Origin of the sequence: Nocardia sp. NPDC004860, assembly GCF_040609015.1 — a bacterium.
Lineage (GTDB): Bacteria > Actinomycetota > Actinomycetes > Mycobacteriales > Mycobacteriaceae > Nocardia.
On the sequence record NZ_JBEXJI010000030.1, the window covers coordinates 92,118 to 113,107 of the forward strand.

General features: G+C 68.4%; 24 protein-coding genes. 17 read left to right on the forward strand and 7 right to left on the reverse strand.

Translation table 11 applies throughout. From position 1 onward, the window contains the following. Positions 1–4: 4 nt before the first annotated feature. The 3 genes from ABZV44_RS36945 to ABZV44_RS36955 all read right to left on the reverse strand — a co-directional run bounded on the left by ABZV44_RS36945 (position 5) and on the right by ABZV44_RS36955 (position 2,501). Positions 5–808 (reverse strand): ABC transporter ATP-binding protein, encoded by an 804-nt coding sequence (locus ABZV44_RS36945; protein WP_354847085.1) that lies wholly within the window; start codon positions 806–808, stop codon positions 5–7. Positions 809–1,048: 240 nt separating this feature from the next. After that, on the reverse strand, positions 1,049–1,402 hold the full coding sequence (locus ABZV44_RS36950) for a hypothetical protein (protein WP_354847088.1): 354 nt from the start codon (positions 1,400–1,402) through the stop codon (positions 1,049–1,051). Positions 1,403–1,556: 154 nt separating this feature from the next. Next, positions 1,557–2,501: a hexose kinase gene (locus ABZV44_RS36955; RefSeq protein WP_354847091.1), complete on the reverse strand. Its 945-nt coding sequence runs from the start codon at positions 2,499–2,501 to the stop codon at positions 1,557–1,559. 104 nt (positions 2,502–2,605) lie between these two features. On the opposite strand from ABZV44_RS36955, the gene ABZV44_RS36960 reads away from it, so the two are divergent. Beyond that, positions 2,606–3,046 carry a DUF4254 domain-containing protein gene (locus tag ABZV44_RS36960; RefSeq protein ID WP_354847094.1) on the forward strand — a complete coding sequence of 147 codons (441 nt, stop codon included), beginning with the start codon at positions 2,606–2,608 and terminating at the stop codon, positions 3,044–3,046. 339 nt (positions 3,047–3,385) lie between these two features. On the opposite strand, the gene ABZV44_RS36965 is transcribed toward ABZV44_RS36960, so the two are convergent. Continuing rightward, positions 3,386–4,903, reverse strand: coding sequence for an ATP-dependent DNA ligase (locus ABZV44_RS36965; protein WP_354847097.1), 1,518 nt, complete (start codon positions 4,901–4,903; stop codon positions 3,386–3,388). 106 nt (positions 4,904–5,009) lie between these two features. On the opposite strand from ABZV44_RS36965, the gene ramB reads away from it, so the two are divergent. From ramB to ABZV44_RS37010, 9 genes are all read left to right on the forward strand, one after another. After that, the gene (ramB, locus tag ABZV44_RS36970; protein WP_354847100.1) at positions 5,010–6,419 is read left to right on the forward strand and encodes an acetate metabolism transcriptional regulator RamB; all 1,410 of its coding nucleotides are present in this window, start codon (positions 5,010–5,012) and stop codon (positions 6,417–6,419) included. A gap of 205 nt (positions 6,420–6,624) precedes the next feature. Continuing rightward, entirely contained in the window at positions 6,625–7,314 is a 690-nt protein-coding gene (locus ABZV44_RS36975; RefSeq protein ID WP_354847102.1) for a hypothetical protein, read from the forward strand. 291 nt (positions 7,315–7,605) lie between these two features. Continuing rightward, complete coding sequence (gene urtA / locus ABZV44_RS36980) at positions 7,606–8,880, forward strand: urea ABC transporter substrate-binding protein (protein WP_354847105.1); 1,275 nt, start codon at positions 7,606–7,608, stop codon at positions 8,878–8,880. Between the two features lie 110 nt (positions 8,881–8,990). Then, entirely contained in the window at positions 8,991–9,875 is an 885-nt protein-coding gene (gene urtB / locus ABZV44_RS36985; protein ID WP_354847108.1) for an urea ABC transporter permease subunit UrtB, read from the forward strand. Next, complete coding sequence (urtC, locus tag ABZV44_RS36990) at positions 9,872–11,062, forward strand: urea ABC transporter permease subunit UrtC (protein ID WP_354847111.1); 1,191 nt, start codon at positions 9,872–9,874, stop codon at positions 11,060–11,062. Before urtB ends, urtC begins: the two co-directional genes overlap by 4 nt. Beyond that, on the forward strand, positions 11,059–11,931 hold the full coding sequence (gene urtD / locus ABZV44_RS36995) for an urea ABC transporter ATP-binding protein UrtD (protein ID WP_354847114.1): 873 nt from the start codon (positions 11,059–11,061) through the stop codon (positions 11,929–11,931). The genes urtC and urtD overlap by 4 nt, the downstream gene beginning before the upstream one ends. Beyond that, positions 11,915–12,607 (forward strand): urea ABC transporter ATP-binding subunit UrtE, encoded by a 693-nt coding sequence (urtE, locus tag ABZV44_RS37000; RefSeq protein ID WP_354847117.1) that lies wholly within the window; start codon positions 11,915–11,917, stop codon positions 12,605–12,607. The genes urtD and urtE overlap by 17 nt, the downstream gene beginning before the upstream one ends. 11 nt (positions 12,608–12,618) lie before the next feature. Continuing rightward, positions 12,619–13,386: a GntR family transcriptional regulator gene (locus ABZV44_RS37005; RefSeq protein WP_354847119.1), complete on the forward strand. Its 768-nt coding sequence runs from the start codon at positions 12,619–12,621 to the stop codon at positions 13,384–13,386. 65 nt (positions 13,387–13,451) lie between these two features. After that, positions 13,452–13,991, forward strand: a complete 540-nt coding sequence (locus ABZV44_RS37010) for a carboxymuconolactone decarboxylase family protein (protein WP_354847122.1) — start codon at positions 13,452–13,454, stop codon at positions 13,989–13,991. Between the two features lie 20 nt (positions 13,992–14,011). Here the strand turns inward: ABZV44_RS37010 and ABZV44_RS37015 are convergent, their stop codons facing one another. Beyond that, complete coding sequence (locus ABZV44_RS37015; RefSeq protein ID WP_354847125.1) at positions 14,012–14,683, reverse strand: GNAT family N-acetyltransferase; 672 nt, start codon at positions 14,681–14,683, stop codon at positions 14,012–14,014. A gap of 102 nt (positions 14,684–14,785) precedes the next feature. After that, positions 14,786–15,565 carry a TetR/AcrR family transcriptional regulator C-terminal domain-containing protein gene (locus ABZV44_RS37020; RefSeq protein ID WP_354847128.1) on the reverse strand — a complete coding sequence of 260 codons (780 nt, stop codon included), beginning with the start codon at positions 15,563–15,565 and terminating at the stop codon, positions 14,786–14,788. A 123-nt stretch (positions 15,566–15,688) separates the two neighbouring features. On the opposite strand from ABZV44_RS37020, the gene ABZV44_RS37025 reads away from it, so the two are divergent. From ABZV44_RS37025 to ABZV44_RS37045, 5 genes are all read left to right on the forward strand, one after another. Then, complete coding sequence (locus tag ABZV44_RS37025) at positions 15,689–16,066, forward strand: VOC family protein (protein ID WP_354847130.1); 378 nt, start codon at positions 15,689–15,691, stop codon at positions 16,064–16,066. 110 nt (positions 16,067–16,176) lie between these two features. Beyond that, a complete protein-coding gene (locus ABZV44_RS37030) occupies positions 16,177–16,764 on the forward strand; it encodes a dihydrofolate reductase family protein (protein WP_354847133.1) in 588 nt (195 codons plus the stop codon). A gap of 3 nt (positions 16,765–16,767) precedes the next feature. Continuing rightward, positions 16,768–17,124, forward strand: coding sequence for a YciI family protein (locus ABZV44_RS37035; protein ID WP_354847135.1), 357 nt, complete (start codon positions 16,768–16,770; stop codon positions 17,122–17,124). Positions 17,125–17,153: 29 nt separating this feature from the next. After that, positions 17,154–18,374 (forward strand): RNA polymerase sigma factor, encoded by a 1,221-nt coding sequence (locus ABZV44_RS37040; RefSeq protein WP_354847138.1) that lies wholly within the window; start codon positions 17,154–17,156, stop codon positions 18,372–18,374. Between the two features lie 134 nt (positions 18,375–18,508). After that, complete coding sequence (locus ABZV44_RS37045) at positions 18,509–19,000, forward strand: transglycosylase SLT domain-containing protein (RefSeq protein WP_354847141.1); 492 nt, start codon at positions 18,509–18,511, stop codon at positions 18,998–19,000. A gap of 64 nt (positions 19,001–19,064) precedes the next feature. Here the strand turns inward: ABZV44_RS37045 and ABZV44_RS37050 are convergent, their stop codons facing one another. Further along, positions 19,065–19,916, reverse strand: coding sequence for an SDR family oxidoreductase (locus tag ABZV44_RS37050; protein ID WP_354847144.1), 852 nt, complete (start codon positions 19,914–19,916; stop codon positions 19,065–19,067). 109 nt (positions 19,917–20,025) lie between these two features. Between ABZV44_RS37050 and ABZV44_RS37055 the strand changes: the two genes are divergently transcribed. Both ABZV44_RS37055 and ABZV44_RS37060 read left to right on the forward strand, forming a co-directional pair. Continuing rightward, entirely contained in the window at positions 20,026–20,424 is a 399-nt protein-coding gene (locus tag ABZV44_RS37055; protein ID WP_354847147.1) for a helix-turn-helix domain-containing protein, read from the forward strand. An 18-nt stretch (positions 20,425–20,442) separates the two neighbouring features. After that, positions 20,443–20,922: a nucleoside deaminase gene (locus ABZV44_RS37060; RefSeq protein ID WP_354847149.1), complete on the forward strand. Its 480-nt coding sequence runs from the start codon at positions 20,443–20,445 to the stop codon at positions 20,920–20,922. The last annotated feature ends 68 nt before the right edge of the window (positions 20,923–20,990 follow it).

Consider the following 20,990-nt stretch of genomic DNA (forward strand, 5'->3'; position numbering starts at 1 on the left):
CAGTTCATTCCGACGCCACCCCGCCCCGGCCGGTGCGCCCGAACAGCAGCTCCGACAGGTAGTCGTGCAGCTTGTGGAATTCGGGCGTGCGCATCATCTCCGGTGTGCGGGGCCGCGGCAGGTCGATGTTCACGATCTCCACCACCCGGCCGGGCCGCGGGCTCATGACGGCCACCACGTCGGAGAGGAAGACCGCCTCGGCGATGCCGTGCGTGACCATCAGTGTGGTGGCGGGCTTTTCGGTCCAGATGCGCAGCAGTTCCAGGTTCAGCCGCTGCCGGGTCATATCATCGAGCGCGCCGAAGGGTTCGTCCAGCAGCAGCACCGTCGGCCGGACCACCAGCGCGCGAGCGATCGAAACCCGTTGCCGCATACCGCCGGACAGCTGCGCGGGCTTGGCTTTCTCGAAGCCCTCCAGGCCGACCAGCCGGATCAGATCCGCGACCAGCTCGCGGTCCGCGGGCAGCCCCGCCACCTGCAGCGGCAGCCTGATATTGGATTCCACACTGCGCCAGGGCAACAGCGCCGAATCCTGGAACGCGATCCCGAACTCGTGCCGCCGGCGCAGCTCGGCCGGAGTCTCACCATTGATCTTCGCGGTCCCCGCCGAGGGCGACTCCAGGTCCGCGAGAATCCGCAGGATGGTGGACTTCCCACACCCGGAGGGTCCCAGCAGCGACAGGAACGCGCCCTGCGCGGTATGCAGATCCACCGTGTCCAGGGCCGGCACCACCCGCCGCCCGGAGCGGAAGGTCTTGCTCAGCCCGCTGATGTGAATGCCCGTCCCCGCGGCGGCTTCCGAACTCATAGCGCCAACGGTAAGTGCCGGGAATTGCACGCAGATTGCAAATGAGCGGACGAGATGACCTATTTGTTACGCAGCGGGGACGCGAAACTTGCCAGGGAGTTCGGGGCGGAGCCTCCGAAAATCTCCAGGGGGTTCGGGGGGCGAAGCCTCCGAGAATCTCGAGGGGGTTCGGGGGCGAAGCCTCCGAGAATCTCGAGGGGGTTCGGGGGCGAAGCCCCTGAGAGTCCCGAGAGTTGGGTTTCACCACCAGGCCGAGGGTTCGAACCAGTCGCGCGCCTCCCGGCGGAACAGCAGCACGATCACCGCCAGCGAGACCAGCGGCCCCAGCGGACCCGGCGGCCGCCCCTCGGTGATCGACGGCACCGTCCACAGCATGTTCATGACCGCCACCAGGATCGCCCCGATGCGCACCGACTGCCCCTCGGAATTGAATGTCAGCGCGACCAGGCCGAGCAGGAACGCCGGGATGAACGGCACCGCGGTCCCGATCGCCGCCTTGGCTCCCAGCAGCCATCCCGAAGAGGCCACGCAGATCGCGCCCAGCCCCGCGATTCCCAGAGCGAGCACCTGCGCCGCACGCACCACCCGGGGCATTCGATAACTGTCGTCCACACCCGACCCCCGATCGGGTTGAGTTCCCAGGTCCGACACTCCCCCAACCTAACCCGGGACGATCCCCGGTCTCCGCCACCACGCCGCCGCGCGGTTCAGTTCACAGCTACCTCACATACGGCGTGTCCCCGGAGTGTCACGGCCGGACAGCGACGGATTCGAGTTCCCGCACCCGCACGGTGGGCAGCAGCCGATCCCGCAGCACCCGGTCGATCTCGCCCGCGACCGGAATGACCACGGCGGCAGCGGAAGTGGCGACCGCGTCGGCGAGCAGCTCCGGCCAGTCCGGTGTGGCGCCGGAGGCCAGCGCGGCGATGATGGCCGCCACCGCCGCGTCGCCCGCCCCGGTGGGGTTGCCCGCCAGTGGTTTCGGCAGCGCTGCCGTCCAGGCCCGGGTCGGGGTGACCGCCACCATGCCCGCACCGCCCCGGGTCACCACCACCGTGCCCACACCGTCGGCGATGAGCGGATCCACGGCCGCGAGGATCTCGGGAATGGTGCCCGCCGGGCGGCCGGTGAGTCGTTCCAGCTCCTCGACATTGGGGGTGAGCACGACGCCGCGCACGCGCGCGGCCAATTCCAGCGGCTGGCCGTCGAAGTCGCAGATCGTGGGCACGCCCCGGGCGATGGCGGTGCGCGCCAGCTCGGCGGGCAGGCCCGGACTCACTCCGCCGGGCAGCGAACCCGAGATGACCAGGCCGCTCATATCCGAGAGCAGGCCCGCCACCCGCACCCGCAGCTGATCCACCGCGTGCGGTTCGGTGACCCGCGGGCCGGGCTCCCACAGCGCGGTGGCGGTGCCGTCGTCGGATTCGCTGATCACCACCGTGCGGCGGACCCACGGCAGCGCGTGCACGAAGTCCACGGGCATCTCGAGTTCCGCGGCGGCCGCGAAGGAATGGTCCGAGAAGCCGGTGGCGCGGGCGTATTTGCCGAGCTGGTTCAGCACCCGCGTGACATTGATGCCGCGCCCGCCCAGCCGCTGATCCACCGACCGCACCCGCTGCGCCCGGCCCCGCTCGAAATGCTCCACCCGGTAGGTCATGTCGTAGGCCGGGTTCAGGGTCACGGTGAGGATCACCCCACCATCTCGGCACGTCACGGCACCGGATGCAACCCCTGCACGGCAAAGTGGCACCGAATGTCGTTGCCATTCGGAGATATTCGAGGGGCAGGATGTCGGCCGTGCATCCGCTCCCACCGAAACACCTGCTGCTGCAGGCCTGCCGTGGCCTGCCCCCCGACGACCATCCGGTGCTGCGCTGCGCCGGCTTACTCGCGGACCTGCACGAGCGGCGGCTCACCAGAGCGGGCGGCACCGATCGGATCGACCACGACCGGGCGCGGCTGGTGCTCGATATCGACTCCTGGGTGGCGGCCGAACTCCCCAAGGCCGCCCGCGACGCCCACCTGCACACCGAGACCGTGGGGACGGTGGTGGACCGGCTGGCGCAATTCTCCGCGCTCGCCTACCTGTCGCTGGCCATGTCGCCCGACGACGCCGTGCACGATGCCGCCCAGCGGCTCACCGAACTGGCCATCGCCTACGAGCATCTGGCGGGAGAGCTGGCCGCGGGCCGCCGCCGGCTGCCGAACCTGACCGGCACCCGCGACTACGAATCCTGACCGCGAGACGAATCTTGACCGCGGCCGGTGGTGCCCGGCGAGGGGGCGGGGCACCACCGGCCACAAGGTGGACCATGCGCAATCCACCGTCGAAGTCTCCCGAACGGCACGAGCTCACAGGGAATCCGCGTGGGAGATGCGGTGGCAGTTCCTGTGTCCCGTCACCTGACAACCGTCCGGTCGAGCGTCGACACCTGAATCATGTCGCCCGAAACTCGGAGCGTGCCCTGTTCCAGCTGTGAATCGTCTGTGAGGAGGGGCCCAACTCTCGAGACTCTCAGGGGCTTCGCCCCGAACCCCCGGGGGCAATGTCGGGGGCTCCGCCCCCGCACCCCCGTTCTATTTGGTGCCGGGTAGCAGGGCGCGGATGGTGTCGATGGTGTCGGCTTGGTGGGGTTCTTTATCGGGGCGGTAGCGGACTACCCGGGCGAAGCGGAGGGCTACGCCGCCGGGGTAGCGGGGGCTGGTCTGGACTCCGTCGAGAGCGATTTCGACCACCAGTTCGGGGTAGAGGTAGACGGTGTTGCCGTCGCGTGTGCGTTCGTGCCGGGGGAATTCGGCCGTCTGCCACTGGAGTAGGGCGTCGGTGAGGCCCTTGAAGGTTTTGCCGACCATGATCGGGTCGCCGCCCTCGGGGTCGCGGGCGCCCAGGTGGAGGTTGGAGAGGTAGCCGGTGCGGCGGCCGTAGCCCCATTCCGCACCGAGCACGATGAGGTCGAGGGTGTGGGTGGGTTTGATCTTCTGCCAGGAGCGGCCGCGGCGGCCGGCGGCGTAGGGGGCGTCCAGGGATTTGATCATGATGCCCTCGTGGCCCGCGGCCAGCGCGCCGTCGAAGTATTCGGCGGCGGCTTCCGGGTCGGGGGCGATGAGGGCCGGAATGGCCAGGCCGCAGGCCACCGCGGTGAGGGCCTCGCGGCGCGTGCGCAGCGGGGCGTCCAGCAGGTCGGCGCCGTCGAGGTGGAGGCAGTCGAAGAAGTAGGGGTGCAGCAGCAGTTCCTGGGAGGTGGTGGCGCCGAAGCGGCTCATGGTCTCCTGGAAGGGCCGCGGGCGGCCGGAGTCGTTGAGCGCCAAGGTTTCTCCGTCGAGGACGACGCTGGTGCAGTCCAGCTGCCGCACCACCTCGACCAGTTCGGGCACGTTCGCGGTGATGTCGCGCAGGGTGCGGGTGAACACCCACACCCGCTCGCCGTCGCGATGCACCTGGATGCGGGCGCCGTCCATCTTGTGCTCGACGCTGGCCCGCCCCTCGAACTCGACCATCGCCTCCTCGAGGGTCGCGCCGGGCGAGGCCAGCATGGGCTGGATCGGCCGCCCGACCTCGAGCCGGAACGCGGCCAGGGCCTCGACGCCGCCGGTGCGCGCCGCGACGGCGGTGACCGGCAGCCGCCCGGACAGCATGTGGGCCCGGCGCACCGCCTCGATCGGCACGTCGAATGCGGCGGCCACCGCCTCGGCGACGATCGCGGTCAGGGCGCCCTGCCGCATCTCCCCGGTCAGCAGGCGGAGCAGGAATTCCTGCTCGTCCTGGGTCGCGGCCCCGAACAGGGTGGCCAGCAGTTCCTGTCGTCGCGCCGTCGACCCACTGCCCGCGACCTCGGCCAGCTCGCTGAAAGCGGTGTCCACCTCGTCCACGGACAGCGTGGGCACCGCGGCCGGCTCGACCGCGAGCGTGGTCAGCGTCCGCCACCCCGTTCCGATCCGCCCCTGCGGCAGCTCGCCGGACAACCAGGCCACGACCTGCGCCAACTCTTGCGGCGCCGCCGGCTTCAGCAGGTCGGCAAAGATCTTGACCTTGTTCTTTCGCGACGACGTCGCCCGCACACCCTGTGACGCCTCAACCACATCGGACAAGAGCACTTGTCGACGGTAACCCGAGCGACCGACAACGATGTGACACACAGCTCAGCAGCTCTGCTAACTCTCACGTTGGCAACGATGCGAAGACACCAATAAACTCGGGCGCATGGCCAAGACTTACGTCGGTGCGCGGCTGCGGCAGCTGCGTACCGAGCGCGGTTTGAGTCAGGTCTCGCTGGCCAAGAAGCTCGAGATCTCCGCGAGCTACCTGAATCAGATCGAACACGACGTGCGTCCGCTCACCGTACCGGTCCTGCTGCGCATCAGTGAAGTCTTCGGCGTCGACGCCGGCTTCTTCTCCTCACAGGACGACACCCGGCTCATCGCCGAACTCCAGGAGGTCGTGATGGACCAGGAGCTCGGGGTGGAGGCCGACGCCCAGGAGATCGCAGAAATGGTGTCCGCGCACCCGGGTCTGGCGCGCGCCATGGTGAACATGCATCGCCGCTACCGGAATACGACCGCGCAGCTGGCCGCCGCCACCGAGGACCGCTTCGCCGACGGCAGCGGTTCGGGCGCCATCTCCAAACCGCACGAGGAAGTGCGCGACTACTTCTATCAGCGGCAGAACTATATTCACGAATTGGATACCGCCGCCGAGGAACTCACCCATCGCATGCGATTCCACGGCGGCGATCTCAAGCGCGAGATCCCGCGCCGCCTCAGCGATGCGCACGGCGTGCAGATCGTGGAGCGTATCGATCTGGGCGACGGCGTGCTGCACCGTTTCGATCCCGAGCAGCGCCGCCTGGAAATCGCGCCGCATCTCTCGGGCGGGCAACGGGTGTTCAAGCTGGCCGCCGAACTGGCCTATCTGGAATGCGGCGAGCTCATCGAAAAGCTGGTGGCGGAGGGCAATTTCAGCGGCCACGATTCGGTCGTGCTGGCAAAACTGGGCCTCGCCAACTATTTCGCCGCCGCCACGGTGCTCCCCTACACCCATTTCCACGAGGTGGCCGAGGACTTCCGCTACGACATCGAACGCCTATCGGCGTTCTTCACGCAGAGCTACGAGACCATCTGCCACCGCCTGTCCACGCTGCAGCGCCCCAAACTCCGCGGCGTCCCCTTCTCCTTCGTCCGCGTGGACCGCGCCGGCAATATGTCGAAACGCCAGTCCGCCACCGGTTTCCACTTCTCCTCGAGCGGCGGCACCTGCCCGCTCTGGAACGTCTACGAGACCTTCGCCTACCCCGCGAAGATCATGACCCAGATCGCCCAGATGCCCGACGGCCGCAAATACCTCTGGATCGCCCGCACCGTCGAACGCCGCGCCACCCGCTACGGCGAACCCAGCAAGACCTTCGCCATCGGACTGGGCTGCGAACTCCGCCACGCCGGCCGCACCGTCTATGCCGACGGCCTGGACCTGAACGAGCCCAAAGCCACCCCCATCGGCGCCGGTTGCCGCGTCTGCGAACGCTCCAACTGCCCCCAACGCGCCTTCCCACCCCTCGGCAAATCACTCGACATCAGCGAACACCGAAGCTCCATCTCCCCCTACGTCATTCAGTGACCGCGCCACAAAAATAGCGTTGGACTCGACTCCAGGCGAAACGACCATCGGAATGGAGCCATCGGAGATCGTCGCGGATATCCGGGGGCTTCGAAGGTTCCTCTTGCCGTACATCATTCGATGACTGCCGGACATCATTCGATGACCGATTGGATGACCTATCCGGATGGGAAACACGCGTTGAATCGCAGGCGAACATGATCGTGTGAAAATCGAGAAGGTTATCGCCACTGCCGGTCTCACCATTGCCGCGCTGGCGATCACAGGGGGTACGTCCTACGCCGCGCCGACGCCGGATCCGGCTGCGGTGCAGTCGATTCAGCACCCCGCTCAGGGGCAGAACGATCTGGGTTACTCCATTGTTCGGTCGGATGCCGATAGGACGGTTACAACGACGCTGACCGGCGGCACTTTCCGGCTCACCGATGCCTCGGTGGACGTGTTGGATGGCTCCGGGGTGGTCGTGTCGCGGATGCCGCTGGCGATGACCACCGCGGGTACGGATCTGGTGGTTTCGATGCATCCGAGCATCGACGACAACGGGACCAGGCTGGTTGCGCATCCGGAGGCCGGCGAGGTCGCGCAGCCGGGTGCGGCGGATATCGGGCGATGGGTGCCGACCTCGCCCAAGCAGCGCGCGACCGAAACCGGTAGTGCCGTGGGCGCGTTGGGTGGTGCGCTCGGCGGCATAGTCGTCGGCGTCATCATCGCGGTGGCCACCGGGGGGCTCGGCGTCATCGCCCTGCCGTTCGCGGCCATGATCGGTGCGTTGATCGGTGGCGGCACCGGCAGCGCGGCGGGTGCCGGCACCACCAACGACGACCGGCAGGACGGCTGGACGTGGCAGCAGGACTGCCACACCGACTACTACACCCACAACCAGTACTGCTACTGAGGCGATCTCACCGTTGGGCCCGAGCCGGTGTCAGCTTTCACTGACCCCGGCTCGGGCCTTTTCATATCCCTTGACCTGCAATAATGTTTCCTTCACACCGAACGAACCACGATGCGGTGAGCAGAAATTCACGCCACGGCAATGTAGGAAATCGGACATTCATCGAGAGTCATTCCGGCGCAACACTTCCCGTTTACCTTTCGTTCCACGGATACAGCCGCTGTATACGCGGCGGTATTCGCAAGCGGCGCACGTGGCGCCGCCGAACACCGTGAAGTGAAGGATCCGCCCATGCACGACTCTCCCCGCCGGGACAGGGCCGCCCGCCTGATGAAGGCGATCACCATTCCGACCGCGCTGGCGCTGTCCGCCGTCCTGGTCGCCGGCTGTGGTTCGCGCGACAGCGACACCGCGTCGGGCTCCAATGCCAAGTCCTGCGTGGACACGTCGAAGGACACCATCAAGATCGGTTCACTGCACTCGCTGACCGGCACCATGGCCATCAGCGAGGTCACCGTCGCCAATGCCACCAAGCTGGCGGTGGACCAGATCAATGCCGCGGGCGGCGTCCTGGGCAAGAAGCTGGACGTGGTGCTCGAGGACGGCGCCTCGGATCCCAAGACCTTCGCGGAGAAGGCCGAGAAGCTGATCAGCTCCGACTGTGTGGCCGCGGTGTTCGGCGGCTGGACCTCGGCGTCGCGCAAGGCCATGAAGCCCAAGTTCGAATCGCTGAATTCGCTGCTCTACTACCCGGTTCAGTACGAGGGCCTGGAGGATTCGAAGAACATCTTCTACACCGGCGCCACCACCAACCAGCAGATCATTCCGGCGCTGGACTATCTGAAGCAGAAGGGCATCACCTCCCTCTACCTGGTGGGCTCCGACTACGTCTTCCCGCAGACCGCCAATCGCGAGATCAAGGCGTACGCCAAGGCCAATGGCATCGAGATCAAGGGCGAGGACTACGCCCCGCTGGGCTCCACGGACTTCTCCACCATCGTCAACAAGGTCCGCAATGCCAAGGCGGGCGCGGTGTTCAACACCCTCAACGGAGACTCCAATGTGGCCTTCTTCCGCGAGTACGCCAACGCGGGCCTGAAAGCCGCTGACATGCCGGTGGTCTCGGTGTCCATTGCCGAGGAGGAGGTCGGCGGCGTCGGCGTGCAGAACGTCGCGGGCCAGCTGACCGCCTGGAACTACTACCAGACCGTCGACACCCCGCAGAACAAGGCGTTCGTCGCCGCGTACAAGGCGGCCTACGGCGCGAACAAGCCCACCTCCGACCCGATGGAGGCCGCCTACACCTCGGTCTACCTGTGGAAGGCGACGGTGGAGAAGGCGAAGTCGTTCGCGGTGGCCGACATTCAGAAGGCCGCCGACGGCGTCAGCTACGACGCGCCCGAGGGCACCGTCACCATCGACGGCTCCAACCACCACATCACCAAGACCGCGCGCATCGGCGAGATCCACCCCGACGGGCTCATCTACACCGTCTGGGATTCCGGCAAGCCGATCCAGCCGGACCCGTACCTGAAGAACTACGACTGGGCCAAGGGCCTGAAGTAATTCGGCGGCCGCCGATGAGGGGCGGCTGGTGCGGTGTCCGCGCGACTCTCACCGCGGCATCGCACCAGCCGTACGGCGTTCTCCACCAATAGAGCTCGAGAGGTACTGATATGGATGTGGCTGTCGGACAGCTCTTCACGGGGCTGAGTCTGGGCTCGATCCTGCTGCTCGCCGCGCTGGGCCTGTCGCTGACCTTCGGTCAGATGGGCGTCATCAATATGGCGCACGGTGAATTCATCATGGCCGGGTGTTACACGACCTACGTTGTGGAACAACTGATCTCGGCGACGGGTGTGGCGCTGATCGTGTCGCTGTTCGTCGGCTTCCTGGTCGGCGGCCTGCTGGGCGCGGCGCTGGAGATGGGGCTCATCCGCTGGATGTACGACCGCCCCCTGGACACCCTGCTGGTCACCTTCGGTGTCGGTTTGATCCTGCAGCAGGCGGTGCGGGACATCTTCGGCGCGCCCGCCAAGAACGTGGTCGCCCCGGACTGGCTGACCGGCGGCCTCACCATCGCGGGCACCGTGGTGCCCAAGACCCGCATCTTCATCATGGTGCTGGCCGTGGTGGCGGTGATCGCGCTGGCCACCGCGCTCAAGACGACGCCGCTCGGCCGCCGCATCCGGGCCGTGGTGCAGAACCGCAGCCTGGCCGAAACCTCCGGCGTCTCTTCACGTCTCACCGATGTGAGCACCTTCTTCATCGGTTCCGGGCTGGCGGCGGTGGCCGGTGTGGCCCTGACCCTGATCGGTTCCACCAGCCCCACCATCGGGCAGTCGTATCTGGTGGACGCCTTCCTGGTGGTCGTCATCGGCGGCCTCGGGCAGATCAAGGGCACCGTGATCGCGGCCTTCGCCATGGGCCTGCTGAATTCGTTCGTCGAATACTCGACCACCGCGACGGTCGCCAAGGTGATCGTCTTCATCGTGGTCGTGATCTTCCTGCAGGTACGCCCGCAGGGTCTGTTCACCGTCCGGACGAGGAGTCTGGCATGACCACCATCCAGCGACTGAGTGCCAACTCTTCTCTGAAAGCTCTGGGCGGCTTCGTCATCGCCGCCATAGTCCTGTTCGGTATCGCACCGGCGATGCTCACCGACTTCCGGTTGAGCCTGCTCGCCAAGTTCCTGTGCTTCGCCATCGTCGCGGTCGGCATCGGCCTGGCGTGGGGTCGCGGCGGCATGCTCACCCTGGGCCAGGGCGTGTTCTTCGGCATCGGCGCGTACATCATGGCCATGCACATGCAGATGGCCGACGCCGCCAAGGCGCACGAGGATGTGCCGGAGTTCATGACCATCGCGGGCGTGGACCAATTGCCCTCGTACTGGCGGCCTTTCGAGTCCGCACCGGTGGCGCTGCTGGCGATCGCGGTGCTGCCCGCCGCCATCGCCGCGGTGCTCGGCTTCGGGGTGTTCAAGCGCCGGGTCAAGGGCGCGTACTTCGCCATCCTGAGCCAGGCGCTGGCCGCGGCGCTGGCGATCCTGCTCACCGGGCAGCAGACCATGGGCGGCTTCACCGGATTGAGCGACTTCCGCTCGTTCTTCGGCTTCCGCCTGGATGATCCGGTGAACCGGCGCATGCTGTTCTTCATCGCGGCGGGCACGCTGCTGATCGTGGTGGCCGTCGCACGCCAGCTCATGCGCAGCCGGTACGGGGAACTGCTTGTCGCCGTGCGTGATCAGGAGGAACGGGTCCGGTTCCTCGGTTACGACCCGGCCAATATCAAGATCGTCGCCTACGTGGTGGCCGCGTTCTTCGCAGGCATCGCGGGCGCCCTGTTCACCCCCATCGTCGGCATCATCTCCCCCGCCGACATCGGTGTGGTCCCGTCCATCGCGTTCCTGATCGGCGTCGCCATCGGCGGCCGCACCACCCTGCTCGGGCCGGTGCTGGGCGCGATCGGCGTGGCCTGGGCGCAGACCACGTTCTCCGAACACTTCCCGTCGGCGTGGACCTACTTCCAGGGTGCGCTGTTCATCGTGGTGGTCGGCTTCATTCCGGCCGGACTGGCCGGATTCGGGCCCATGGCCAAGCAGCTGCTTGAGCGGCTGCGGCCCGCGACGGCCCCCGACGCCGCACCGGAACCGGCCGCCGCGCCCGAGATCGAGGCGGCGGTCGAGGCCGAGTCCGAGGCCGAGCCGGAGGCCGAGTCCGAGGCCGAGCAGAAGGTGGAAGCACGATGACCGCACCCGAACCGAAAATCGGCGGCAATGCCGGAATGGACAGCGAATACCTCGAAATCCGCGGCCTGTCCGTGAGTTTCGACGGCTTCAAGGCCGTCTCCGACGTGGATCTGACCGTCCTGCAGGGCGATCTGCGCTTCCTCATCGGACCCAACGGCGCGGGCAAGACCACCCTCATCGACGCCATCACCGGCCTGGTGCCCGCGACCGGTTCGGCGCAGAAGACCGGCGCCGAGCTGATCGGCCGCAAGGTGCATCAGATCGCCCGGCTCGGGGTGGGCCGCACCTTCCAGACGGCGAGCGTGTTCGAACAGCTCACGGTGCTGCAGAACCTCGATATCGCCGCGGGCGCGGGACGTTCCGCGCTCACCCTGCTGCGCCGGCGCAAGTCGGTGCTGCCCGCCATCGAGGCGGCGCTCGAGACCACCGGACTCGCCGCGCTGCGCGACAAACCTGCCGGGGTGCTCGCGCACGGTCAGAAACAGTGGCTCGAAATCGGCATGCTGCTGGTGCAGAACGCCTCGGTGCTGCTGCTGGACGAACCGGTGGCGGGCATGAGCGCCGAGGAACGCGAGGAGACCGGAAACCTGCTGCGCCGCATCGGCGGTGAGCGGGTGGTCATCGTCGTCGAGCACGATATGGATTTCATGCGCGCGTTCGCCAGCTCGGTGACGGTGCTCGCGGGCGGCCGCGTCCTCAGCGAGGGCACCGTGGAGCAGGTGCAGGCCGATCCGAAGGTGCAGGAGGTCTACCTCGGCACCGCCGCGGCGGGTGCGCTGCCGCCCGCGGAGACCAGCGCTGGTGAATCCATGGGCGCGGAGCAGGAATCGGACGAGGCGAAGGAGGCCGCGGATGCTGGAACTCGTTGACCTACACACCGGCTACGGCCGGACCGAGGTGATTCACGGTGTGTCCCTGACGGTTCCGGACAATGGCGTGGCGGCCATCATGGGCCACAACGGGGCCGGTAAGACCTCGCTGCTGCGTGCGGCGGTCGGGCTGCTGCCCGCCAAGTCGGGGCGGATCCGCTTCGGCGGCGAGGACATCACCAGGATGTCGCCGTCGCGGCGGGTCAAGCGCGGCCTCGCCTATGTTCCACAGGGGCAGCAGAGTTTTCCACAGCTGTCCACAATGGAGAACCTCCAGGTGGTGGCAGACGGCCGCAAACGCGGCAAGGCACTCGTCGACGAAGCGCTGGACCTGTTCCCGGCACTGCGGGAACTGTTGTCCCGCAAGGCCGGACTGCTCTCCGGCGGCCAGCGCCAGCAACTGGCCATCGCCCGCGCCCTCATCACCGAACCGGCGCTGCTGATCCTCGACGAGCCGACCGAGGGCATCCAGCCCTCGGTGGTCGCCGAGATCGAACGCACCATCATCGAACTCACCGGCCGGGGCGGACTCAGCGTGCTGCTGGTCGAACAGCACATCGGCTTCGCGCTGCAGGCCGCGCAGCAGTTCTACGTCCTGCGCTCGGGCCGCGTCACCTCCTCCGGGGCGGGCGGGGCGAGCGCAGAATCCGCGGTACGCCAGGCCATGGCGATCTGATCGGACACTCCGTGAACGCGCGCAGGGGGCGTATTCCGTTGTCCGAGCGGGTCTATCGATCCCTGCAGCGCGATCTCGCGGCCGGGATGCTGGTACCCACCGAGCGGCTCGGCGAGGAACGCCTCGCCGAGACCTACGGCGTCTCCCGCACCCCGGTCCGCGAGGCGCTGGCCCGGCTCCTCGCCGACGGTCTGCTGGAACGCCACACCGACGGCCTATACCCGTACCGCCCCCGGGTCGACGAACTCGGGGACCTGTACGAACTCCGAATAGTCCTGGAAGCCAGAGGCATCCAACGCTTGCAGGCCACCGCGGCGGCCCTCCCGGAACCGCTGGCCGCCGCCGTGCAGCCGGAACCCCCGGCCCTGGCGGCTCGGCCCTCGGTCACGCCGCACGACTCGGGCGCGGTCGAGCGAGAGCTCGAGCTCTGGCGGCGCGTGCGCGAGGACGCGCCGGAGCCCGGGGCCGAGCTCATCGCCGCCGACGAGCGGTTCCACACCACACTCCTGCTGGCCGCCGGCAATTCCGCACTGGCCGAGGCGCTCTCGACGGTGCACGCGCGGGTGCGGCCGGTGCGGGCCCTGGACATGCCCACCCCCGGCCGGATCGCCGCCATGGCCGAGGACCATATCGCCATCGCCGAACACCTGCTCGCCGGGGATCTGGACACCGCTCTGCGCACCCTCCTCGCCCACCTCACCAGCTCCCGAGCGCACGTCCTCACCCGCGCCCGCCGCGCGCTGGAACTCACCAAACTCGCTCAGGCGGTCCGCGAGTAACCCGATCCGCGCCGCGCCGGGCCGCCGGTCTGGCGAGTGGCTCAGACAGGGTGTTGACTGGGGGGATGGTGTCGACGAAGCCACGCATCGCTCCTGGTCGCCTGCGGGAGCTCGGTCCGGTGAACTGGGTTGTCTGGCAGGCGCTTTCCCGTGCCGCGGGCACGGAGGACGCGCATCTGTTCAGCACGCTGGGCCGGACCGGCGGCCTGTTCCGGGGATGGCTGCACTTCTCCGGCCGCCTCATGCCGGGCGGCAAGCTGCGCCGGTACGAATCCGAACTGGTCATCCTGCGCGTCGCGCATCTGCGCCGATGCGAGTACGAGACCGACCATCACATCCGGCTGGGCCGCCGTGCGGGCGTCACCGCCGAAATCCTGGACCGTCTCCGCGAAGGCCCGGCCGCCGCCGGATGGTCCGCCAAGGAGCGCGCGCTGCTCACCGCCGTGGACCAGCTGGTCACCACCCGCGACCTCGACGACGCCACCTGGCAATCCCTCGCCGACCATTACGACGAACGCCGCCTCATCGAAATCGTCCTGCTCACCAACCAGTACGAGGGCCTGGCCAGCACCATCACCGCCCTCCGCATCCAAACCGACCACTAGCCGCACGATCCGGCCGTGCGTCAGCGGCGCAGGCGGTAGACCGGCTGGGTGGCGGCTTCGGGAACGGTCTCGGCAGGCGGGACGCGATGCGCGTAGGCGGGTTCAGCGGGGCGGGCGGGCTGGATGCGGGCGTGCAGGTGCATGTCGTGCCAGCCGTCGTCGTGCAGGCCCGCACTGCGATTGATGCCCTCGAGCACGAAGCCGGATTTGTGTGCCACCCGGCAGGACTGGGCGTTATGCACGGAATGCCGTAATTCCAGACGGTGGAATCCGGCCACCTCGAAGGCCCAGCCGACCAGCGCCTCCACCGCGCGCGGGGCGATGCCGCGGCCGCGCGCCGCCGGGACCACCCAGTACGCCAGCTCGGCCTCGCCGTGCCCGAGTTCCATGTGATGCAGCGAGGCCCGGCCCATCAGCCGGCCGCTGCGGCCATCGGCGACAGCCCAATTGGCCGCGGTGCCACCGCTCCACGAGCGCGCCCAGGAGTCCACCCATTCCCCGGCCTCCTCCACGGTGTCCGCGGTGCGCGCGTGCCAGCGCCGGATGGCCGGATCCTGGAAGGCCGCGTACACCTCGGGTCCGTCCCGGCGCAGCCACGGCCGCAGCACCAGCCCGTCACCCATCGGGAGCACCGGCTGCGCTGCCCGACTGAAGGTTTCGGCGGCGACGATTGCCGGGGTTGATCGCGGCATGGGGGGAATTCTGCCCGCGATCGCCCGGTCCGCGCGGCGAAATTGAGACCATCGTCCCGATCAGTCTCTCTTGCGCGGATTGTCCGAATCGACCGGACGCGCTCAGGGCCTGCGGTTTTCGATGAGCGCGGCCAATCCGTCCAGGACCCGGGCCAGCCCGAACTCGTAGGCGTGGTCCGCACCGTAGGCGCTGTCGTGGGCCTGCCCCGCGACCGCGCCGATCCGAGCTGCCAGGGGATAGCGGCCGGCGTCGAAGACCCGCGCCAGCAGCGGGGCCGCCCGCTCCCACCACTCGCGGTCGGAGTGCCCGCTCTCGGTCGCGGCCCGGGCGCTGTCGATGGCCAGCTGCGCGGTCGAGGTCACGAAGCCCAGCACATAGGTGAGCGCGGCGTCCATCTCCAGGTCGCCGAGGCCGAGCCTGTCGAAGGCGCGCAGCTCGTGGTCGTATTTCGCGGCCACGCCGGGACCCAGCGGCGGCCGCGTGGTCGGCAGATAGGCCACCCACGGATGCTCGGCCAGCAGGGCGCGATTCTCGGCGGCGATCGTGGAAACCCGTTCCCGCCAGGGCATTCCGGTGAGATCGTGACGCGGCATGCGCTGGTAGACGGTGTCGAGCATGAGGTCGAGCAGCTCGGCCTTGCCCGGCACGTAGGTGTAGGTGGCCATGGGCGTGATGCCCAGCTTGGCCGCCACCGACCGCATGGTGAGCGCGCCCAGCCCCGCGCCGTCCGCGATCTCCAGCGCGGCCGCGATGACGGCGTCGAGGGTGGTGCGCTGTTTGGGCCCGCGCGCCGAACCGCCGGATCCGGGCTCGCGCCACAGCAGTTCCAGCGTGCGCACCGGGTCGCCCGCACTGCTGCGCTCCCCGCTTCGTCCGGCCATTCGCGTCACCTCCGTCGCCGATCGTATCGATGTGACGGTCGCCACTTTGCATGCCGTCGGGAATGTCTGTACAAAGTACAGCGTACTTAGTACAGAGTTTGTCGGCACCACCCAGGAGGCCCCATGACCATCACCGCATCCGCGATCTCCCTGAACGTGCCCGACCCGATCGCGTCGGCGACGTTCCTCATCGACCACTTCGGTTTCACCGAGAAGATGTCGGCCGACGGCTTCGTCGACGTGACCCGGCCCGACGCCGGATTCGACGTCATCTATCTGCGCACCGGCCTCGGCAGCTTCAAGCCGGAGCGCATCGCGGGCAGCGCGGGCCAGGGCCTGCTGGTGGTGTTCGTCGTCGACGACATCGACGCCGAATACGCCCGCGTCCAACGCGAAGGCGTGCCGATCGTGACCCCCATCGAGACCGAGCCGTGGGGCGAGCGCTACTTCCAGGCCCTCGACCCCAATGGGATCGTCATCCAACTGGTCCAGTGGGTCTGACCGGAAACCGCTGAAAGATTCCTCCGTCGAACGTGTCGATTCCGGCCGGGCCCGTTCGAGGAGTAGTCAGGGGTCGAACAGCGGCCCGGCACTTCGACGAGAGGAATCCGATGCGAAAAGTGGTGGCTTTCGAGCACATGGCCCTCGACGGCTTCGCGGCCTCACACACCGAGCTGGGACTGGAATGGACATTCGGCGCCTACAGCCCGGACCTCGCCGCCTTCCACGACGAGCACATCCGGGCTGATATCGGTACCACGATCTACGGCCGCAAGACCTTCGAGGGCATGCGCGATCACTGGTCGAGCGTTCCGGACAACCCGGAGGCCACGGCACACGATCTCGAACACGCCGAATGGGTCACGAATATCGACAAGATCGTCTTCTCGACCACGCTCGAATCGGCCGGCTGGCGGAACACCCGGATCATCGACGGCGACGGGGCGGCGCGCATCGCGGAGCTGAAGACGGAGAACGGCGGCGCGCTGGTCATCTACGGCAGCCCGACCCTGGTGCACTGGTTCGCCGACGCCGGGCTCATCGACGAGTACCGCATCGTCATCCATCCGGTGACAATCGGCTCCGGCACCCCTATGTTCCGGGACAAGACCGAACTGAATCTGAACCTGCTGGAATCGAAGTCGTTCGACGGTGGTGCCCTTTATGTCCGCTATGCAGTCGCCCAGCGAGAGGATTGAGCAATGCGATACCTGGCACTGATTCGCCTGGATCCCGCCCAGATGCCCGAGGAAGGGCCCGGCGACGACCTGATCGCCAAGGTCAACGAGATCATCGAGGAGATGACCAAGGCGGGCGTGCTGCTCGACACCGCGGGCCTGCGCCCGATCGAGGAGGGCACCCGGATCCGGCAGACCGGCGGCGTGCAGACCGTCATGGACGGGCCGTACACCGAAGCCAAGGAGATCATCGGCGGATACCTGGTGCTGCAGACCCGTTCGCAGGAGGAAGCGGCCGAGTGGGCGTCCCGGTTCCTGCGGGTGCACGGGCCGGACTGGGACATCGAGATCGAGGTGCGACAGCTGGACGGCCAGAACTGAATCCGCGGCAGGAGCGGGCGCGCCGGGCCGTGGAGGCGGCCTGGCGCATCGAATGGCCGCGGCTGGTGGCGGGCCTGACCCGCCTGGTCGGCGATATCGCGACCGCCGAGGAGCTCGCGCAGGACGCCCATGTGGCGGCGCTGGAACAGTGGCCGCGCGACGGCGTCCCGCCGAATCCGGGCGGCTGGCTCATGCTGACGGCGAAACACCGCGCGGTGGACCGCATTCGGCGCGATGTGAACTTCGCGCGGAAGCTGGAGCTGCTCGGCCATGAGACGCTCACGGCCGAGCAGCCGCCCGGCGAACCGGAACCGGCCATCGCGGACGACCTGCTGCGCATGATCTTCACCGCCTGCCATCCGGTGCTCTCGCCCCCGGCGCGGGCGGCGCTCACCCTGCGCATGGTGGGCGGCCTGACCACGGCCGAGATCGCGCGGGCCCATCTGGTCCCGGAATCGACCGTGGCACAACGCATCGTGCGCGCCAAGCGCACCATCGCGGCCAAGCGGATTCCCTACGAGGTGCCCGCGGGCGCCGAGCTGGCCGCACGCCTGGACTCGGTGCTCGAGGTCATCTACCTGATCTTCAACGAGGGCTATACCGCCACCTCCGGCGAGCGCTGGGTCCGGGCCGAATTGTGCGAGGACGCACTGCGCCTGGCGCGCATCCTGACCGGGCTGCTGCCCGAGGAGCCGGAGGCGTACGGGCTGGCGGCCCTGCTCGAACTGCAGGCTTCCCGCACCACCGCCCGCAGTGACGCGGACAACGCGCTGGTGCTGCTGCCGGATCAGGACCGGTCCCGGTGGAATCGGCTCTCGATCGAACGCGGCCTGACCGCGCTGGGCCGCGCGCACACGCTGAATCGGACGCGGGACCTTCCGCCCGGGCGCTACGCGCTCCAGGCCGCCATCGCCTCCGTGCACGCCGTGGCCCCGACCGCCGCCGAGACCGACTGGCGGCGCATCGCTGGACTGTACGCCGTACTGGCGCAACGGTTTCCGTCACCGATCGTGGAGTTGAACCGGGCGGTCGCGGTGGCCATGGTGCACGGACCCGGCGCGGGCCTGGAGTTGATCGACGCTATCGCCGCGGCCGGGGCGCTCGACGACTATCACCTGCTGCACGCCGTCCGCGGGGATCTGCTGGCGCGGCTGGGCCGGGATGCGGAGGCGCGGGCCGCTTTTCGGCGCGCGGCCGATCTGACCGGCAATGAGATCGAGCGGGAGTTGCTGCTCGGCCGGGCGCGCTGACCGGCAATCCACTCCGATCAGGCATTTCACCGCGTGTCGCTCACCCCTCCCGGGAAACGGCAGGGCGTACGGTCGGTTCCTAGCTGAAGCCAGATGGGTCTGTTTTTTCGTGAACGACACGGAAGGACCAGGCGTTGCCCATTCTCGACAAGCGTCCGCTCCGAGCCACCGTCCTCGGACTGCTCGTGGCGGCCCTCGCCCCGCTCACCGTCGCCGTCGGCACCGCCGACGCGCGCACCGAAATCGCCGACCCCATCGCCCAATCCGCGCTCCCGGTCGCCCTGCCGGTGGACCCGGCGTCCCTGCTGCAGCTGGCCGGCGCGGCCCAGCGGTTCTCCAAACCGGCCTTGCAGACACTGTCACGTTTCATCGTGCCCGGGGACCAGTGGGGGTCGTTCAATCAGATCATCACGCACGAGAGCGACTGGCAGGTCTTCGCGATCAACCCGACCTCGGGCGCCTACGGGCTGGCCCAGGCCCTCCCCGCGCACAAGATGTTCAGCGAGGGCCCGGACTGGATGTTCAACCCGCTCACCCAGCTGCGCTGGGCCTACCGCTACATGGTCGAGCGCTACGGCAGCCCGAATGCCGCATGGGCCTTCTGGCAGGCCCACAACTGGTACTGAGCCTGCCGGTCCCCGAACTCGATCACCCCGGTACGTATCTCGATCGGCCCGGTACGTATCTCGATCAGCTCAGCGCGGCCCGGAAGACCTCGGCGACCGGGGTCGACGGGCGGTCCAGCAGCCGCTGCAGATCACCGGAGTCGACGGCCAGGATGCCGTCGGCGATACCGGCGTCGGCATCGGCCAGGGCGGCGGCATAGCCGGCGTCCAGACCCGCGCCCCGCAGCGCCGCGGCGTAGTCGGCCTGCGGCAGGTCCTGGTAGCGGACCGGCTTGCCGGCCACCTCCGAAATCACCTGCGCCAGTTCGGCATACGAGAGCGTCTCGTCGCCGCCGAGCTCGTAGACCTTGCCCTCGTGACCGTCGGTGGTGAGGACGCGGGCGGCGGCCTCGGCGTAATCGGCACGGGCCGCGCCGGATACCTTGCCCTCGCCCGCCGCGCCGTAGAGCACGCCGGTCTCGATGGCGTGCGCCAGGCCGCCGGTGTAGTTCTCCCAGTACCAGCCGTTGCGCAGCAGCACGGTCGGGATGCTCGCTCCGGCCAGCGCGGCCTCGGTGCCGATGTGCTCCTGGGCCAGGATCAGCGGATTGCGGCCGGCCTGCGGAATGCTGGTGTAGGCCAGCAGTTTCACGCCCGCCCGCTCGGCCGCGCGCAGCACGTTGGTGTGCTGGGCGACGCGCTTGGTGAACTCGTTGCCGGAGACCAGCAGCACGCGGTCGACGCCCTGGAAGGCGCGCTCGAGCGCTTCCGGATCGTCATAGCTCGCCACCCGCACCTCGACACCCCGCGCGGCCAGATCGGCCACCTTCGCGGGATCGCGGACCACCGCCACCACCGGCTGCGATCCGTCCTTCAACAGCGCCTCGACGACCAGGCGACCCAGCTGTCCGCTTGCTCCGGTGACTGCGACGGTCATGACTACCTCCAGGTTTCAGGGAATGAACTGCACTGCTGACATGTACTAACTAATAGTAAGCACATGCTATTCCTGAACCGCTACCCGAAACACAGGTAACCTCGATCTCATGAATGCTCGGCCTCCCGACCGGTCCTACCCGGACGACCCCACCCTGGAAGCCGACGTCTTCGCCCGCAACTGCTCCTCGCGTCCGGTCCTGCAAGACGTCGCCAGTCGCTGGGGCGTGCTCGCCCTGGCCGCGCTGCGCGAGGGCCCCTACCGGTTCTCGGCGCTGCGCCGCCGCGTGGACGGCATCTCCGAGCGCATGCTCTCCCAGACCCTGCAGACCCTGGAACGCGACGGCATGGTCAATCGCGAAGTCCAGCAATCCATCCCGCCGGTCGTCGAGTACACCCTCACCGACCTCGGCGCGCAGGTGGCCGACCAGCTCGTCGGCCTCATCGAGATCCTCGAATCGAATATCGCGAAGATCGAAGCGGCCCAGACCGCCTACCACCGCACGTAAACCGAAGAACGGAGCCGTATGTCCGCCGACACCGATCTGCAGTACCTCGAACGCTGCGTGGAGCTGGCCGCCGAAGCCCTGGACGCGGGCGACGAGCCGTTCGGGTCACTGCTGGTCGGTGCCGACGGCACCGTGCTCGCCGAGGACCGCAACCGCGTGTCCGGCGGCGACGCCACCCGCCACCCCGAATTCGAGCTGGCCCGCTGGGCCGCCGAGCACCTCACCCCCGAGGACCGGGCCACGGCCACGGTCTACACCTCCGGCGAGCACTGCGCCATGTGCTCGGCCGCGCACGCCTGGGTCGGCCTGGGCCGCATCGTCTACGCCGCCTCCACCGCCCAGCTCACGGAGTGGCTCAACGAGTTCGGCGTCCCCGCGGGCCCCATCCGCCCCCTCGCCATCCAGGAGGTGGCCCCGGGCATCCCGGTCTCCGGCCCCTTCCCGGAACTCACCGACCGCGTCTACGCCCTCCACCGCCGCCTGCACTTGGCGGACTGAGCGTCGGATACCCGAAAGCGGCCCGGTGCCAGCGAAAATCGCTGGGCCCCGGGGGGCGTGGGGGTTAC

Excerpts from the sequence above, each read along its gene's own strand:
- ABZV44_RS36945 (WP_354847085.1), bottom strand. The coding sequence starts at position 808 with ATGAGTTCGGAAGCCGCCGCGGGGACGGGCATTCACATCAGCGGGCTG.
- ABZV44_RS36950 (WP_354847088.1), bottom strand. The coding sequence starts at position 1,402 with ATGCCCCGGGTGGTGCGTGCGGCGCAGGTGCTCGCTCTGGGAATCGCG.
- ramB (WP_354847100.1), top strand. The coding sequence starts at position 5,010 with ATGGCCAAGACTTACGTCGGTGCGCGGCTGCGGCAGCTGCGTACCGAG.
- urtA (WP_354847105.1), top strand. The coding sequence starts at position 7,606 with ATGCACGACTCTCCCCGCCGGGACAGGGCCGCCCGCCTGATGAAGGCG.
- urtB (WP_354847108.1), top strand. The coding sequence starts at position 8,991 with ATGGATGTGGCTGTCGGACAGCTCTTCACGGGGCTGAGTCTGGGCTCG.
- urtC (WP_354847111.1), top strand. The coding sequence starts at position 9,872 with ATGACCACCATCCAGCGACTGAGTGCCAACTCTTCTCTGAAAGCTCTG.
- urtD (WP_354847114.1), top strand. The coding sequence starts at position 11,059 with ATGACCGCACCCGAACCGAAAATCGGCGGCAATGCCGGAATGGACAGC.
- urtE (WP_354847117.1), top strand. The coding sequence starts at position 11,915 with ATGCTGGAACTCGTTGACCTACACACCGGCTACGGCCGGACCGAGGTG.
- ABZV44_RS37010 (WP_354847122.1), top strand. The coding sequence starts at position 13,452 with ATGGTGTCGACGAAGCCACGCATCGCTCCTGGTCGCCTGCGGGAGCTC.
- ABZV44_RS37015 (WP_354847125.1), bottom strand. The coding sequence starts at position 14,683 with ATGCCGCGATCAACCCCGGCAATCGTCGCCGCCGAAACCTTCAGTCGG.
- ABZV44_RS37020 (WP_354847128.1), bottom strand. The coding sequence starts at position 15,565 with ATGGCCGGACGAAGCGGGGAGCGCAGCAGTGCGGGCGACCCGGTGCGC.
- ABZV44_RS37025 (WP_354847130.1), top strand. The coding sequence starts at position 15,689 with ATGACCATCACCGCATCCGCGATCTCCCTGAACGTGCCCGACCCGATC.
- ABZV44_RS37030 (WP_354847133.1), top strand. The coding sequence starts at position 16,177 with ATGCGAAAAGTGGTGGCTTTCGAGCACATGGCCCTCGACGGCTTCGCG.
- ABZV44_RS37035 (WP_354847135.1), top strand. The coding sequence starts at position 16,768 with ATGCGATACCTGGCACTGATTCGCCTGGATCCCGCCCAGATGCCCGAG.
- ABZV44_RS37050 (WP_354847144.1), bottom strand. The coding sequence starts at position 19,916 with ATGACCGTCGCAGTCACCGGAGCAAGCGGACAGCTGGGTCGCCTGGTC.
- ABZV44_RS37055 (WP_354847147.1), top strand. The coding sequence starts at position 20,026 with ATGAATGCTCGGCCTCCCGACCGGTCCTACCCGGACGACCCCACCCTG.
- ABZV44_RS37060 (WP_354847149.1), top strand. The coding sequence starts at position 20,443 with ATGTCCGCCGACACCGATCTGCAGTACCTCGAACGCTGCGTGGAGCTG.